The sequence below is a fragment of the Pseudochrobactrum kiredjianiae genome, from assembly GCF_030362795.1.
GTDB lineage: Bacteria > Pseudomonadota > Alphaproteobacteria > Rhizobiales > Rhizobiaceae > Pseudochrobactrum > Pseudochrobactrum kiredjianiae.
On sequence record NZ_JAUCBM010000002.1, the window covers coordinates 328,218 to 343,751 of the forward strand.

Annotated in this window: 14 protein-coding genes; 3 read left to right on the forward strand and 11 right to left on the reverse strand. The window is 61.3% G+C overall.

The window, feature by feature from the left end; translation table 11 throughout:
• Nucleotides 1-2: 2 nt before the first annotated feature.
• The 11 genes from trbJ to QUF18_RS07575 all read right to left on the reverse strand — a co-directional run bounded on the left by trbJ (nucleotide 3) and on the right by QUF18_RS07575 (nucleotide 10,376).
• A complete protein-coding gene (gene trbJ, locus QUF18_RS07525; protein WP_004883101.1) occupies nucleotides 3-740 on the reverse strand; it encodes a P-type conjugative transfer protein TrbJ in 738 nt (245 codons plus the stop codon).
• Nucleotides 737-3,187 (reverse strand): conjugal transfer protein TrbE, encoded by a 2,451-nt coding sequence (trbE, locus tag QUF18_RS07530; protein ID WP_004883099.1) that lies wholly within the window; start codon nucleotides 3,185-3,187, stop codon nucleotides 737-739. The genes trbJ and trbE overlap by 4 nt, the downstream gene beginning before the upstream one ends.
• An 11-nt stretch (nucleotides 3,188-3,198) precedes the next feature.
• Nucleotides 3,199-3,471 (reverse strand): VirB3 family type IV secretion system protein, encoded by a 273-nt coding sequence (locus QUF18_RS07535; protein WP_004883097.1) that lies wholly within the window; start codon nucleotides 3,469-3,471, stop codon nucleotides 3,199-3,201.
• Complete coding sequence (locus tag QUF18_RS07540; RefSeq protein ID WP_434547416.1) at nucleotides 3,468-3,737, reverse strand: TrbC/VirB2 family type IV secretion system protein; 270 nt, start codon at nucleotides 3,735-3,737, stop codon at nucleotides 3,468-3,470. The genes QUF18_RS07535 and QUF18_RS07540 overlap by 4 nt, the downstream gene beginning before the upstream one ends.
• 110 nt (nucleotides 3,738-3,847) lie before the next feature.
• Entirely contained in the window at nucleotides 3,848-4,846 is a 999-nt protein-coding gene (trbB, locus tag QUF18_RS07545) for a P-type conjugative transfer ATPase TrbB (RefSeq protein ID WP_434547417.1), read from the reverse strand.
• A gap of 65 nt (nucleotides 4,847-4,911) precedes the next feature.
• Nucleotides 4,912-5,376, reverse strand: a complete 465-nt coding sequence (locus QUF18_RS07550) for a ribbon-helix-helix protein, CopG family (RefSeq protein ID WP_004883086.1) — start codon at nucleotides 5,374-5,376, stop codon at nucleotides 4,912-4,914.
• A complete protein-coding gene (locus QUF18_RS07555; RefSeq protein WP_004883083.1) occupies nucleotides 5,373-7,388 on the reverse strand; it encodes a conjugal transfer protein TraG in 2,016 nt (671 codons plus the stop codon). Before QUF18_RS07555 ends, QUF18_RS07550 begins: the two co-directional genes overlap by 4 nt.
• Nucleotides 7,389-7,662: 274 nt before the next feature.
• Entirely contained in the window at nucleotides 7,663-7,938 is a 276-nt protein-coding gene (locus QUF18_RS07560; RefSeq protein WP_004883082.1) for an EexN family lipoprotein, read from the reverse strand.
• Nucleotides 7,935-8,879 carry a LysR family transcriptional regulator gene (locus QUF18_RS07565; protein WP_004883081.1) on the reverse strand — a complete coding sequence of 315 codons (945 nt, stop codon included), beginning with the start codon at nucleotides 8,877-8,879 and terminating at the stop codon, nucleotides 7,935-7,937. The genes QUF18_RS07560 and QUF18_RS07565 overlap by 4 nt, the downstream gene beginning before the upstream one ends.
• Nucleotides 8,880-8,953: 74 nt before the next feature.
• Complete coding sequence (locus QUF18_RS07570; RefSeq protein WP_223852552.1) at nucleotides 8,954-10,009, reverse strand: TolC family protein; 1,056 nt, start codon at nucleotides 10,007-10,009, stop codon at nucleotides 8,954-8,956.
• Nucleotides 9,951-10,376 (reverse strand): outer membrane factor lipoprotein domain-containing protein, encoded by a 426-nt coding sequence (locus tag QUF18_RS07575; RefSeq protein WP_213191790.1) that lies wholly within the window; start codon nucleotides 10,374-10,376, stop codon nucleotides 9,951-9,953. The genes QUF18_RS07570 and QUF18_RS07575 overlap by 59 nt, the downstream gene beginning before the upstream one ends.
• Before the next feature lie 109 nt (nucleotides 10,377-10,485).
• On the opposite strand from QUF18_RS07575, the gene QUF18_RS07580 reads away from it, so the two are divergent.
• Genes QUF18_RS07580 through QUF18_RS07590 form a run of 3 tightly spaced genes read left to right on the forward strand, consistent with a single transcriptional unit; the run spans nucleotide 10,486 to nucleotide 15,426 of the window.
• A complete protein-coding gene (locus QUF18_RS07580; RefSeq protein WP_100185510.1) occupies nucleotides 10,486-11,121 on the forward strand; it encodes a TetR/AcrR family transcriptional regulator in 636 nt (211 codons plus the stop codon).
• On the forward strand, nucleotides 11,121-12,287 hold the full coding sequence (locus QUF18_RS07585) for an efflux RND transporter periplasmic adaptor subunit (RefSeq protein ID WP_023123862.1): 1,167 nt from the start codon (nucleotides 11,121-11,123) through the stop codon (nucleotides 12,285-12,287). The genes QUF18_RS07580 and QUF18_RS07585 overlap by 1 nt, the downstream gene beginning before the upstream one ends.
• Before the next feature lie 22 nt (nucleotides 12,288-12,309).
• Nucleotides 12,310-15,426 (forward strand): efflux RND transporter permease subunit, encoded by a 3,117-nt coding sequence (locus QUF18_RS07590; RefSeq protein ID WP_004883075.1) that lies wholly within the window; start codon nucleotides 12,310-12,312, stop codon nucleotides 15,424-15,426.
• Nucleotides 15,427-15,534: the final 108 nt, after the last annotated feature.

Genomic DNA, 15,534 nt, shown 5'->3' on the forward strand with positions numbered 1-15,534 from the left:
CGTCAGTTGTTGTAGAAGTTGACGGACTGCGGTGTGTACGGCGTGCCGGTGCCCAGGAAGCGCCGCCGCACTTCGCGGGCGCGCTCGGTGGCCGCTGCCTGCCGCGCCAGCTCCAGCGAGGCCGCCCTGTCTTGTGTGATCTGGAGCTGCTGGGCCTGGATGGACTGCTTGGCCTGCAAGGCGAGAAGCTGGTTCGTTGCCTGCATCGCTTGCAGCGCACCCGTGGCCGATTGGCTTTGGCTCACGAGGTCGGCCAGCGCGCTTTCGTCTTGCGTCAGGTTCTGCGACACCTGCGCCTGCATCCGCATCGCGGTGTGCAGGCCGTCGAGCGTGTTCTTCCAGCGTTCGCGTGCGTCCTGTGCCATGCGGTCGCCGCTGATGGTGGCGGCGTACTGCTCCGGGTACAGGCGCGAGAACGTGGCATCCATGCTCTGCACGTCGTAGGCCAGCCCTTGCGCCTCGGCAATCAGGCGTTCAGTCGTGGCGAGCGTCGAGCGCAGCCGGTTGACGATGTTGAAGTCGAGATTCGCCAGGTTGCGCGCCTGGTTCATCAACATCTGCGCTTCGTTCTGGAGCTGGTTGATCTGGTTGTTGATCTGCTCCAGCGTGCGGATGGCAGTCAGCGTGTTCTGCACCAAGTTGACGGGATCAACGAAAGTGAGCGCCGCCGCTGGCTGAGCGAGCATCAGCGAGCCGGCCAGCGCGGCGGCGAGCGAAACGGAAAGTACACGGGTCTTCATGGCGAAATCTCCAGGGGTTGAGTAGCGAGGAAAGAAGCCGCCGACGGCGAGGACGGCAGCAGGTCGGCGGCCCAATCGAGGCCGCGATGGCGTAGCCACGCACCGGCGAAGCCGGGAGCGCCGGCCTGCGTCAGCACTCGGTCAATGTCGCGTTGGTCTTGCGGTGTGGATGCGCCCGAGAAGGCGAGCGCGGCTGGCCCCAGGTCGAGGTCGAACAGACGATTGCCCAGGCGCGATTGGTAGTAGTAGTCGCGCTTGGGCTGCGCGGTGGCGACGATTTCGATTTGCCGACTGTTGAGGCCAAAGCCCTCGTAGACCGTGCGAATCTGCGGCTCGGTCGCCTGCGGGTTGGGCAAGAAAATCCGGCTCGCGCAGCTTTCGATGATCGCGGGCGCGATGGTCGAATCCTTGATGTCGGCAAGCGACTGCGTGGCGAAGATCACCGACACGTTTTTCTTGCGCAGAGTTTTCAACCATTGCCGGATGCGTGCCGCGAAGGACGGTTCATCAAGGAATAGCCAGGCTTCATCGAGAATCAGCAGCGTGGGAGCACCGTCGAAACGTGCATCGAAGCGGGCGAACAAGTAGCGCAGCACCGCTTGCACGGCGGCGGGGCTGTGCATTAGCTCTTCCATCTCAAAGCCCTGCACGTCGCCGCTGCCGAGCCGGTCGCGGTCGGCATCCAGTAGCTTGCCGTGCGCGCCGCCCAGCACATACGGCGACAATGCCTGCCGCAGCGCGTTCGATTGCAGCAGCACCGAAAGCCCGGTCATCGTGCGCTGCTCCACCGGCGCACCAGCGAGGCTGCCGAGCGCCGACCAAATGGCGGCTTTCTCGTCGGGGCCGACGGTCACGCCTTCATGCAGCAGGCGGCCTTCGATCCACTCGGCGGCCCAGGTGCGATAGCCTTCGCTGTCGATACGGGCCAAGGGCTGAAAGGCAATGGCGCCGTCCGCGCCGAGGTCGTAGTGTTCGCCGCCCAGGCCCAGCACCGTCGCCCGCATGGATCGCCCCATGTCGAAGGCGAAGATGCGCGAGCCGCCATAGCGGCGGAACTGCAAGGCGAGCATCGCCAGCAGGACAGATTTTCCCATGCCCGTCGGCCCCGCGACCAGCGTATGCCCCACGTCGCCGATGTGCGTCACCAGCCGGAACGGCGTCGCGCCATCCGTGCGCGTGACGATCAGCGGCGGGCCGTCGAGATGGGCGTTTTTCTCCGGCCCAGCCCACACGGCGGACACCGGCATCATGTGCGCCAGATTCAGCGTCGAGACGATGGGCTGGCGCACGTTGGCATAGGCATTGCCTGGTATGGACGACAGCCACGCATCGACTGCATTTAAGGTTTCGGGGATGGTGACGAAGCCACGTCCTTGGATGACACGTTCCACCATGCGCAGCTTTTCGTCGGCTACGGCAGGGTCGTCATCGAACACCGTCACCGTGGCGGTGAGGTAGCCGAAGGCGACTTGATCGCTGCCAAGCTCTTGCAAGGCGGCATCCGCGTCGGCCGCCTTGTTGCTGGCATCCGTGTCCACCAGCGGCGATTCCTGCTGGAAGATGGTTTCGCGCAGTAGCGCAATGACATTCTTCCGTTTCGCAAACCACTGGCGACGCAGGCGGCCCAGCTCCTTTTCCGCCTCGGCTTTATCGAGGCAGAGAAACCGGGTACTCCAGCGATAGGCAAAGCCCAGGCGATTGAGGTCGTCCAGCAGGCCCGGCCAGGTCGAGGTCGGAAAGCCCCGCACCGACACCACGCGCAGATGCTGGTCACCCAGCATGGGCGCAAGGCCGCCGACTAGGGCGGAATCGGCCAGCAGTGCGTCGAGGTGGAAAGGCACCTCGGGCACGGCCAGCCGGTAGCGCCGCGTGGACACCGTGGCGTGAAGATAAGTCAGCGTCGCGGCATCGTCCAACCAGACGATTTCTGGCATCACGCCATCGAGCAGGTCGAAAACCCGATCCGTTTCTGCCAGGAAGGCGTCAAGCCGACCGCGCCAGTCCACACCATCGCCCGGCGCGTGCTCGTAGAGCAGCTTGGCTGCACGAGCGCGGGATTCCTCCGGCGGCAGATAGGCTAGCGTCAGGTGATAGCTGCTTTCGTAGTGGTTCCCCGATTCCTCAAAGGCAGCGCGGCGTTCTTCGTCCACCAGCCAGGACAGCGGTTCGGGAAAGTCGGAATGCGGATAGTCCGCGGCCGACTGGCGCTCGGCTTCCACGAACAGCGCCCAGCCCGAACCCAGCCGGCGCAACGCGTTGTTTAGCCGTGCCGTCGTGGCGATCAATTCGCCCTGCGTGGCGCTGTCCAGATCAGGCCCGCGAAAGCGCGCCGTGCGCTGAAACGAGCCATCCTTGTTCAGCACCACGCCCGGCGCGATCAGCCCAGCCCAGGGAAGCCAGTCGGCCAGCAAGGCGGGCCGCTGGCGGTATTCGGCAAGGTTAAGCATGGCGGCGTCTCCTACACGTCCAGCAGCGGCTTGTGCTTGATGTGCCGGGCGAAGACCTGCATGAACTGCGGATCGACCCTCGCGCCCCACACGGCCAGCGAGTGACCGACGATCCAGAGCACTACGCCAGGAATCCAGAGTTGCAGGCCCAGCCCGACGGCAGCGGCTAGCGTGCCGTTGGCAATCGCCACCGTGCGCGGTGCGCCGCCCATCAAGAGCGGCTCGGTCAGCGAGCGATGTAGCGGCACCTCGAAGCCGGCCGCGAAGCTATCCGGGCCACTCATACGACAGCCCCGCCGGAGAAGCTGAAGAACGACAGGAAGAACGAGGACGCGGCGAACGCGATGCTCAAACCGAACACGATCTGGATCAGCTTGCGAAAGCCGCCCGACGTGTCGCCGAAGGCGAGCGCGAGGCCCGTGGCGATGATGATGATGACCGCGACGATGCGTGCCACCGGCCCCTGAATCGACTCCAGAATGGATTGCAGCGGGCCTTCCCACGGCATCGAGGAGCCGGATGCCTTCGCCGTGCCCGCCGTCATCAGCATGACTGCGGCCAGCAGCAGGCCGTGGTGCGCGGGGCCGGCCAGCCGCCGCAGGCGTGCGATGGTTGAAACCGGATTTACGGAATTACGGAAAGCGTGAACGTGCATCTGCGTCATGGCAGTTCTCCAGGTAGGTCAAGGGACGAGGAAGGCGCAGCGGCATCGGCTGCGAGAGGAACCGGCATCAGCTCGGGAAACGGTGTTTCCAGCGCGTCCGCCAGGCGATAGCCGGTGCCGTCGAAACCGACGACACGGGCGATGCTTTCGACGCGGCGCTTGCGGCCACGCCCGGCGATGTGGATCACGACGTTGACCGCCTCGGCGATCAGCGCACGCGGTGGGTTCACCGCCACTTCAAGAATCAACTGTTCGAGGCGCAGCAGCGCGCCCAGCGCGGAACCGGCGTGGATGGTGGCGATGCCGCCGGGGTGGCCGGTGCCCCACACCTTAACCAAGTCCAGGGCTTCGCCGCCGCGTACCTCGCCGACGATCACGCGGTCGGGGCGCAGGCGCATCGTGGCCCGCACCAGCTCGGTCATAGACACGACGCCAGCGCGGGTGCGCAGCGGCACATGGTCGCGGGCTGCGCATTGCAGCTCGATGGTGTCTTCGAGCACAAGCACGCGGTCGCCCGTGGCGGCGATCTCCGCAAGCAAGGCATTGGCGAGTGTGGTTTTGCCGCTGCTCGTCGCCCCGGCGATCAGGATGTTCTGGCGCTCACGCACGGCGCGGCGCAGGAACTCGGCCTGGCCTGTGGTCAAGATGCCGTCGGCCACATAGCGATCCAGCCCGATGATGCTCACGGCGCGCTTGCGCAGCGCGAAGGCTGGGCCGGGCGCTGCGGGCGGCAAGATGCCCTCGAACCGCTCGCCGGTTTCGGGCAGCTCGGCGGTCAGCAGCGGCCGCCCGCGATGCACCTCTGCGCCGACGTGCGCAGCCACCAGCCGGATGATGCGTTCGCCATCGTCTTGGGACAGCTCCACGCCCAGCGGCATGCGGCCCGATGACAACCGATCCACCCATAGGGTGCGGTCGGGGTTGAGCATGATTTCCACCACGTCGGGGTCGGCCAGCGCAGCGGCGATGACTGGCCCCATTGCCGTGCGCAGCATCTGGATACGGCGATCCAGAGAGGTTGCGGCGGATGAGAGTTCGGGCGGGGTTTGCGGAATGGCGCTCATGAGGCACGCTCCTGCGCTTCAGCCAGTGCCTCCGCGTCATCCATTCGCGCCGGGTCTGGGTGCAGTTCTTCCACAACGTCGCGCACCAGGCTGCGGCCACGCAGCAGGTGGCGGCCGAGCCGCTCCACGAATTGCTCGAAACGCGCTTTGCCTTGGGCGCGAGCTGCGTCCTGATGGGCTTCGGGAATCGGGGTGCTGACGGTCAGGAAGTAGCGGATGAACAGCGCCAGTGTTTCGATCTGGATGTTCTGGTCGCGCTCCATGCGCTCGGCCTGCCGCGACAGGCGATCGAGCCGCTTGGCGATGGCCGCCTCGCGCTGGTCGCCAGCATCGGGCGATAGCCACGACGCGAGCGCCGCCGCGACAATGGACGACTTGGACACGCCTTTCTTGGCGGCCAGTTCTTCGAGACGCTTGGCGTGCTCGGGCTGAATGAACAGATTGAGGCGGTATTGGCTCATAAGTCGATTCCGTCGTTGGGGTCGAGGGAAGCCAGCCGGGCCGTGCGCTGCATGGCCGGGTCGAGCTGGCCGGGAAGCGGCAGCGGCAGGTCGTCGTCGTCATCGAGCAGAGTCAGGTCATGGCCGGCGAGCAGCGGTTCGGGGCTGTATTCGCTGACTTCGGATAGCTCCGGCTGTCGGCGTGGGCCGCCGTCATCGGCGGTGCCTGTGCCATCGCCGGACAGGCCCGCAGCCCGGACCGTTGACACGGCTGGGATCGATAGGCCGCTCCAGTCGTCGGGCCGGGCCGGTGGCGCGTCCGCGTATTGCCCGGCCGCGAGCACAGGCGGCGGTAAAACGCGGTTCTTGAAATTCGCGTCGGCGTAGTAGCGCAGCTTCTTGGCCTTGATCGGTGCCACGCTGGACACCATCACCACAGCTTCCTCAGTCGGAAGCTGCATCACTTCACCGGGCGTCAGTAGCGGGCGGGCCGTCTCCTGCCGCGACACCATGAGGTGCCCCAGCCACGGTGCCAATCTGTGCCCGGCATAGTTGCGCTGCGCGCGCAGTTCGGTAGCGGTGCCAAGCGTTTCGGAGATCCGTTTCGCAGTGCGTTCATCGTTGGTGGCGAACGTCACGCGGACATGGCAGTTATCCAGAATCGAATGGTTCTGGCCGTAGGCTTTGTCGATCTGGTTGAGCGATTGGGCGATAAGAAAACTGCGGATTCCGTAGCCCGCCATGAAGGCAAGCGCCGTCTCGAAGAAGTCCAGGCGGCCCAGCGCCGGGAACTCATCGAGCATCAGCAGCAGCTTGTGGCGGCGTTCGATGCCGTCGCTGCCGTCGAGCGATTCGGTGAGCCGTCGGCCGATCTGGTTGAGGATCAGGCGAATGAGCGGTTTCGTCCGCGAAATATCCGAAGGTGGCACTACCAGATAAAGCGACACCGGATGCTCGGACGCGATCAGGTCGGCGATACGCCAGTCGCAGCGCGAGGTGACTTCGGCCACCGTGGGGTCGCGGTAGAGGCCCAGGAACGACATGGCGGTGCTCAACACGCCGGAACGCTCGTTGTCCGACTTGTTGAGCACTTCGCGCGCCGCCGAAGCGACGACTGGATGCGGGCCACCACCTTCCACGTTCACGAGGTGCTGTGTGGTCATCATCCGGTGCAAGGTCAGCTCGAAGGGGCTGGCCGGATCGGAGAGGAAATTGGCGACGCCGCGCAGCGTCTTGTCCTCGCCCGCGTAGAGCACATGCAGGATGGCCCCGACCAGCAGCGCGTGCGAAGTCTTCTCCCAATGGTTGCGCTTCTCAAGCGCGCCTTCTGGATCGACCAGAATGTCGGCTATGTTCTGTACGTCACGCACTTCATGTGCGCCGCGCCGAACTTCTAGCAGCGGGTTGTAGGCCGCCGACTTCGCATCGGTCGGATTGAACAGCAGGCAGTGTGAGTAGCGTGAGCGCCAACCTGCGGTGATCTGCCAATTCTCGCCCTTGATGTCGTGGACTACGGCGGATGCAGGCCAAGAAAGCAGCGTCGGCACCACAAGGCCGACGCCTTTGCCTGAGCGCGTGGGCGCGAAAGTGAGGATGTGTTCCGGGCCTTCATGCCGAAGGTACTTGCCATCGTGCTGACCGAGGAACACGCCGATCGGCTGCGTAAGGCCGGCTTTGCGAATGTCCTCCGTACTTGCCCAGCGTGCCGAGCCATAGGTCGTGACTAGGCGTGATTGACGAGAGCGCCAGATCGACATGCAGACTGCGACCACCACCGCCAGCAAGCCACTGCCACCCGCTATGGCACCGCCCGTGTCGAAAACGCGTGGCGCGTAGGCATCGAAGAAGAACCACCACTCAAACAGCTTCCACGGGAGGTAGATCGGTGTGCCGAGGAAATCAAACCAGGGGGAGCCAAGGCGTACCTGATAGCCAAGGGCTGCTGCCGTCCATTGTGTGGCGCCCCACACACCCGCGATCACGATGCCGAATACCACGGCTATCTGACCGAACAGCACATTCGTACCTTGCATAGCCCCGCCTCCAATCTCTCCTACGCTGATTCCCTTGGGAAACGCGGCTTAGAAATGTGCCGCAGGCGTCAGGATCGGTGCTGGCTTAGTGCCGGTCAAAGACCGTTTGGGGCAGAAAGGTCGATAAGAAAGAATGAATTCGCGCTGTGTCTAGCCAGGGAGTGACTCCGTAAGCGCCGGCGAATATCAGCGTGCCGAACAGAAGATTCAGGCAGACTAGCGAATTGCTGAATTGCTGAATTGCTGAATTGCTGAATTGCTGAATTGCTGAATTTCAGAATTTGGGGGATTCTTTGGGCGGTGTGTATGGCGTTTTTCCGTCACCGTAGAACCGCTTACGTGTTGCCTCCGCTACCCGGTTGCAAAGCAGTTCGCCCAAAGTAGGCCGATCCGTCTTGCATTGCTGGCGCAACTTCTTGAGCTGTTCCGGGTCTGCCACCAGCTCTTCTACTGTCGGGGTTTTCTTTTCTGCACTAGTGGCTTTGTGCGGTTTATCAGATTGACCGCATGCGACTAGCATTGCAGCGACGAGCGTGATGGCGAGTCTCATGGCATCAATTCCTCCGGAAGATCGGGATTTCGGCTTTTTGTTGACCTGAGAAACTCTGGCAATTCGATGGCCTGTACTCGCTGAATGAAGCGCGCAAGCTCGTCAAACGGATCGCCTTCAAGTCTGAGTAGATAGGTCGTCAAAGGTGGTACGCGTGTCGAAAGCGGCCTCGCCACGACTCCTGGCTCTCGGGAGGCTGCAATGTGTGCAGCCCCTGTAAGTCCGAGTGCAAAACCGGCAGATACCAACGCCATCATCAGGTCGAAAGTGGTAACCCGCTCGGCAACTAGAGGCTGCATTTCAGCCCGGCTAAGTACTCGCTCAATGTGCTTGGCGTGGCCCTCGCACACTTGAGGATCAGATAGCACTAGCGGGTAGCGCAGCAGTTCATCCAATGGAATTCGCTTAAGAGCCAGCAACGGATGCCGAGCTGGCAGCGCCACCATAAGCGTGTCAGTCCACGCGGGAAGTGCGACGATTCCATCACCTACGTCGTCGGACTGTGCAAAGCCGACGTCATACAGGTCGTCGTGCAATCCTTTGATTTGTTGGGATAGTGGCACCTCAAAAAAGCGAATCTCAACCTCGGGCTCCTCCTCGCGACACAACGCCAATAGGGCTGGTAAGCACAGTAGTGTTGCGCCGTCTGACAAGGCGACGCGGAGTTGTCCATGAAAGCCATTTTTTGCTGCCTTCACGCAGTCCCGCGCCTGTTGCAAGGATGCGAACACCCGAGGTGCGTGCTCCATGAGCATCAACCCAGCTCGTGTCAAACGCGTGCTTCTCGTGTTCCGAATAAAGAGCTGTGCTCCTAACTCCTCTTCGAGTTCTTTGATCGTGCGAGACAGTGGGGACTGCTCAATATGCAGTTTCGCAGCGGCGCGAGCGAAGTGAAGTTCCTCGGCGAGCGCCATAAAACAACGTAGATGTCGAATTTCCATGCGTCCCCTACTAATCGTCGATCTATTCAGTATTTAAAACTCGCTGCCATGCTGCGTTCTTCCAACTCAAGGACTCAGGGTGAAGATTGCAGATTCACATGCTCTGGCGAACCAGAAAGCGCTTTAGCGAGAACACCCCATTGCACGGCTGCGTCGGCGCGAGCACGGACCAGAGCCGCTCGCTGGGACAAGGTGCCACGCTCCGCTTCTGCAACAACGGTCGCATCCACCTGTCCCGCCTCAAAGAGGCGTCGACTGCGGTCAAGGAGTCGATCAGCGACGACAAGACCATCGACCTGATGCTGCAGAGAAGTCCGCTGGGTCTGCCAGCCCAGATAAGCGTTCTCCACATCCTGAAGCGCAAGCAAAACCGTGCGTTCCAGGTCAGCCTGTGCGCCGCGACTGCGTGCTGAGCCCTCGTCGATTCCCGCTTGTATTGCTCCACCGTCAAAGATCGGAAGCGTCACACCCAAGCCCAGAGAGAAAATGTTCCCTGCCACACGTGTTCCGTTGTTCTCGAAGCGTTGGCGCCCACCACTCAAATCGAGCACAAGTTTGGGGAGCCGCTCGCCTTCTGCTGCGTTCCATCGCGCCGTCGCCGCTGCAAGACGCGCCTGCGCGGCTCTGACGTCGGGGCGCTGCTGCAGCAATTCGCCTGGCACGCTTCTGGGAGTCCAATCGGGCATGGTGAGAGAGGCAAGCGCAGGACCGCTGCCAAGCGCCCCCGGAATCCGGCCAACGAGCACATCCAAGGCATGCGTTGCTTCGCCGCGTACGCGTCGCAACTGCTCTTGCTCCACCCGGAGGGCGATGACCTCGGAACGCGTGCGTTCAATGTCAAAGCCCGTAGCTTGACCTGCCTTGAACTTCTGCTCTGTCAGACGCTCAAGGCGCTCGGCGACTTGAAGTCGCTCTTTTGCCAGATCTTCCAGCTCTGCCGCCTGCCGCTGCTGCAGTGCAGCGGACACTGTCTCAAAGGCGATCTGCCAACGTGTCGCGAACCAGTTCTGTTCGACAGCAACTGCGTCCATCCGTGCGCCATCAGCGGCATGCGAGAGGCGGCCCGCTAGATCAACTTCCCATGAAGCCGACAGCGGAAGCCTGGCATCGCTGCTGATGGTCGGTGCCAAAGAAAAGTCGCGCGCGCGTTGCTTGGGGCGTGAGCGCCAAGCTAGGGAACATTGAAGCGCGTGTACGTCGGGTGATCGCCACAGCTTCATCAATCCGCGCTCTTGCAATAGCGAGATCGGTGTTGTGCTCCAGCGCGTTGCGCACCAGCGCGTCAATCAGCGGATCACCGTACGCCGTCCACCACTCGGCCGGGAGTGCTTGTGCTGGCACCTGCTGCACAGCCAGACCCGCTTCGTTCATGAATTTGGCCGGAACCTCAACGCGTGATGTCTCCACCCTGTGAGGCGAGTGGCTGCACGCGGCGAGAAGCGTGATCGATAGGAATGCAACAGCAGTAAGGCCGCGGCGGGCGTAGGGATCGGACATGTTGAGCCACTAGGTTGTGAATTGAGGAGGCCGTCTTGACGGGCATAGTTCATGGCGTGTACTATACCGTCCAGACGGTTCAAAAATCAAGCATCTTTGGAGTTTCACCATGGCAACTCGTATGAAATCAAGCCCAGAGGAGTCGCATTCGGCGGACAACGGCGCTGAAGCCCCCTCCATCTCTAAGAAAGCGCAACAAACACGGGAGCGCATCCTTCAAGCTGCGCGTGACGTAGTCATGGAGGGAGGTGCCGGGCACCTAACGCTTGACGCGGTCGCTGCACGGGCAGGAATGAGCAAAGGTGCGTTCCTGTACCACTTCAAGACCAAGCGCGATCTGCTCCTCACGATGATTGATGACCAGGTCTCGGCGTTTGATGGCGGGCAGGAAGAGCGAGAGCTGCCATTCGTCGGCGATCCAGACCCTTGGCTATCCAGCCAGGTCTCGGCTATGCCTGACGGCGGGATGCAAAAGATGAGCGCTGCATTGCTGGCGGCCGTGGCTGAAGACCCCACGCTGCTTGAGCCTGTGCGCGGCTGGTACCGCAGGCAGTACGAGAACGCGAGCAAATCTCCACGCGGCACCGATATCGCCGGAATCGTTCTATTTGCCTTGGACGGAGTCTTCCTCGCCGAAATGATGGGTTTTCCGACGTTTGCTGCCGAAGACCTTTCTCGACTCATGCACACCCTCCAGGCGCTCGCCCGCGGCGAACTGGAACTCACCCCTATTGATAAACGCTGATGAAAGGCCTTCCCGTGTCTTGCACTCCCTTTAAATCCCAGTCCTGGCAAATGCAGAAAGTCGGCCTCGCGTTTGTTCTGCTCGCATCGCTTGCCGGCTGTGGTAGTCAGAAGGAGCCTGCTTCCGATCCACCGCGAGCGGTCAAGCTGCTCACGGTGGGGGATGTAGGTTCTGTGGCCAATCGCATTGAATTGAGTGGTCTAGCTCGCTCCAGTGAGCGGAGTACCTTGGGGTTCGAGACTGGCGGGCGTATCAGCAAGCTTCATGTGGACGTGGGAGATCGCTTCTCTCGCGGACAGCTTCTGGCTGAGTTGGATGTTCAGCCCGAGCAACTCCGCCTAGAACAGGCTCGGGCGACACTCGCTGCTGCGGAAGCCGCATTGGCAGACAGAATCGTGCAGACAACGCAGCAAAGGGGGCTGCTTGAGGGCAACGTAATCTCCCCGGCTGCATTCGAGAGTGTGAAAGCACAGTTGGTTGCAGCTGAAGGCCAGGTGCGCAATGCAAAGGCCGCATTCGGCCTTGCCGAGCGTGCGCGAAGGGGGGCCGCCATTCATGCGCCATTCGACGGCGTCGTCGCGGAGAAACTCGCTCTGCCGTTCACAGATATTGCAGCCGGAGCGCCGGTGCTTCAAGTGGATGGACTACGCAGCGGCGTAGAAGTCCTTGCGACTGCATCGACGACCCAGGCGGCAAATATCAAAATTGGGCAGGTCGCCGAACTGCGCCTGAGCGAGTCAGCAAGTCCCGTTCGTGCTTCGGTACAACGCATCGGCTTGCGTGCTGAAAATGGCTCACTTTTACCTGTCGTGCTCGTTCCTCAAGATGCTACTCTTGCGCGCAGTCTTCGACCCGGGTCTGCCGTTCAAGTATTGCTGAAGGCACCGGAAGCGAAGGATGCCTCACCAGATCGTCTGATGCTTCCCTATTCGGCACTGGTGCTCAGTGAGAAAGCAGGACAAGCCGCAGTGTTTGTATATGACGTGACCGGAAAGAAGGTGCACCGCCGGGAAGTGCAATTCCAGAGCGAGCCAGGCGGCGACAACGTTCGCGTTGTGGGCGGCCTGAAGCGCGGCGAGATGGTAGTCGCGGCTGGCGCGAGTTGGCTGACGAACGAGCAACAAGTCACCCCACTCAAGGCCACGACCCAATTGGCCGGACGCTGACCCGCTACAGGAAGACTTCGCTATGAAGATCACAGAAATGGCGCTGCGCGCCAGCAGACTCACCTACCTTGCCGCGGTCATCATTCTTGTTGCCGGCATTGCCACGTTTCTCAATTTCCCTTCGCAGGAAGAGCCATCGGTCACGATTCGAGATGCGGTTGTTGCCGTTCTGAACCCTGGCATGCCAGCCGAACGTGTTGAGCAGTTGATCGCGCGTCCGATCGAGGAGCGTTTGCGGGAGCTGGCCGAGGTCAAGCGTGTAACCACAACCGTTCGCGCGGGCGGGGCCGTCATACAGGTCACGATCTGGGAGCGGTACACCGACCTAGCCCCCATATGGCAGCGCGTTCGCGCGAAGGTTGCCGATGCTCAGCCTCTGCTTCCACAGGGTACGTTGGGGCCATTTGTCAACGACGACTTCGGCCGTGTTGCCGTGGCCTCCATTGCGGTGACCGCGCCGGGCTACTCCATGGGCGAAATGCGTGTGTCGTTGAAAGAGATGCGCGATCGCCTATACGCGCTTCCCGGCGTTGATCGCATCAGCTTCTACGGCTTGCAGGAAGAGCGCGTCTATCTCGAATTTGATCGACCAAAACTAGCCCAGCTTGGATTGACCCCACAAGGGGTGATCGATCAACTCGTTAAACAAAACGTCGTGCTTTCAGGCGGGCAAATCGCCATCGGTGGCATCAACGCTTCGCTGGCTGTTAGTGGAGAGGTTCGCGACGCCGCTTCGCTGCGCGCGTTGCCGATCATGATGGCGCAAGCTCAGGGTGCGCGCGGTGCTTCGCCTGCTCCTTCAATCTCACTGGGAGAGCTTGCGCGCGTGCAGGTACAACCTGCAGATCCTCCCGAGTCTGCTGCAGTCTATAAGGGCCAGCCTGCCGTAGTGATGGCAGTGTCCATGACCTCGGGCCAGAACGTGGAGCAATTCGGCGTAGCCCTCAAATCCCGTGTGGCCGAGCTTGAGAAACTTCTGCCCGCAGGTTTCGAGCTCTCCTATGTGACATTCCAGGCAGACGTCGTCAAACGTGAAATGGGCAAGATGAACCAGGTGATGATCGAAACGATTGTCATCGTGCTCGGCGTCGTCGTCCTTTTCCTGGGATGGCGCACAGGATTCATCGTCGGGATGATCGTGCCGCTTACCATTCTGGGGGCACTGATCGTGATGCGCGCGCTGAACATCGAGCTGCAAAGTGTTTCGATGGCAGCCATCATCATCGCTTTGGGGCTCTTGGTAGACAACGGCATCGTGATTGCCGAAGACATTGAACGGCGCTTGGCAGCCGGTGAAGACCGCAAACAGGCTTGTCTCGAAGCGGGTCGTACCCTCGCACTGCCGCTGCTGACGTCCTCATTGGTTATCGTCATCGCCTTCTCCCCGTTCTTCTTCGGCCAGAGTGCGACGAGTGAGTATCTGCGCTCTCTCGTCATTGTCCTCGCGCTCACGTTACTCGGATCTTGGCTGTTGTGTCTGACCGTCACTCCACTGCTGTGCTACCACTTCACCAAAGTGCATCATCAACCGGCGAATGACGCGCAAACCTACAACACACGCTTCTATCGCGGCTATCGCAAGTTGCTTGAGTGGGTGCTTGACCACAAGGCGATCTACGTTGGTGTGATGACGGGTGCATTGGCCGTAGCTCTGTACGGATTCACGACACTGCCATACGACTTCTTGCCGAAGTCCGACCGAGTTCAATTCCAAATACCGGTGCAGCTCGCCCCTGGAACGGATTCACGGCTCACTCTTGCCAAAGTGAAGGAAGTGAGCGGCTGGCTCGGTGATCAAGAAATCAACCCCGAAATCACGGATCACATTGGCTACGTCGCTGACGGTGGGCCGCGCTTCATCCTTGGGCTCAATCCCCCATTGCCAGCATCGAACATCGCGTACTTTGTCGTGACGGTCAAGGCAGGCACCAACATTGACGTCGTGATTGCCCGAACTCGGGCTTACTTCGCGCAGCATCATGGAGATGTACGCGCAGAGCCTCAGCGGTTCTCGCTAGGCACTACCGAAGCCGGCACAGCCGTCTACCGGGTCAGTGGGCCGGATCATGAGGTGCTGATGAATGCGGCGGCGAAAATTGAGTCCGCGCTACGGGAGCTGCCAGGTACGGCCAACATCAAGAACAACTGGGATACCCGTGTCGGCCGTCTCGATGTTCGGGTCGATCAAGATCGTGCGCGACGTGCTGGCGTCACCACCGACGACATAGCTGCCTGGCTTGGCACCCGCTACATCGGCCAGTCGATCTCTGTGATCCGAGATGGCGATACCAGCGTGCCAATCGTGATGCGCGGGACGTCCAATGATCGGCGCAGCACTGCGGACGTTGGTTCGACGACCATCTATCCAGCGTCGGGTGGCCAGCCGGTTTCCCTGGCGCAAGTGGCCGATGTCACGCTCGCTAGCGAGCCGTCTGTGATCCAGCGCCGCAATCTCATTCGTACAGTCACAGTTCAGGGGCAGAACACCGCATACACCGCGCAAGAGATCGTGGATCACCTCGCACCTCGGATCGCCGCAATTGAACTACCTGCAGGCTATGCCATAGAGCTTGGTGGAGAAATTGAGGAATCGGCTGAATCGAATGCATCGCTCACGCACTACATGCCGTTCGCTCTTCTGGCGATGTTGCTGCTATTCATCTGGCAGTTCAACTCCTTCCGCAAGCTGATCGTGATTCTCGCAACGATTCCCTTCACGTTGATTGGGGTCGTGATTGCACTGAAGGCAACAGGCACTCCTTTCAGCTTCATGGCGACATTCGGGGTGCTTGCGCTGTTCGGAATCATCGTCAACAACGCCGTTCTTCTGCTCGAACAAATTGAACACGGCCTCTCGGAAGGTCTCGCCCGACATGAAGCCCTGGTGGGAGCTGCGATGCAGCGGCTGCGTCCAATCGTGATGACCAAGGTGACCTGTATCGCGGGTCTCGTGCCCCTGATGTTGTTTGCGGGGCCGCTGTGGAAGGGCATGGCCATCGGCATGATCGGTGGTCTCGCACTTGGCACGCTCGTGACGCTTGGCCTGATTCCGTTGCTCTACGAGGTGCTGTTCGGAATGAAGTGGCCGGGCAGCAAACGGAGTCACGAGGCGGTACAACAACCAGTGCAACCGGTCTGATCCCTCAGCGTAACTGTCCACACGCTTCCCCCGATCTCTCTCGTGGCCGGAGAGATCGGGGAGACAGATTCTCGCCATCAGAGAGTTTAAGAAGAAATCAGAAGCAGA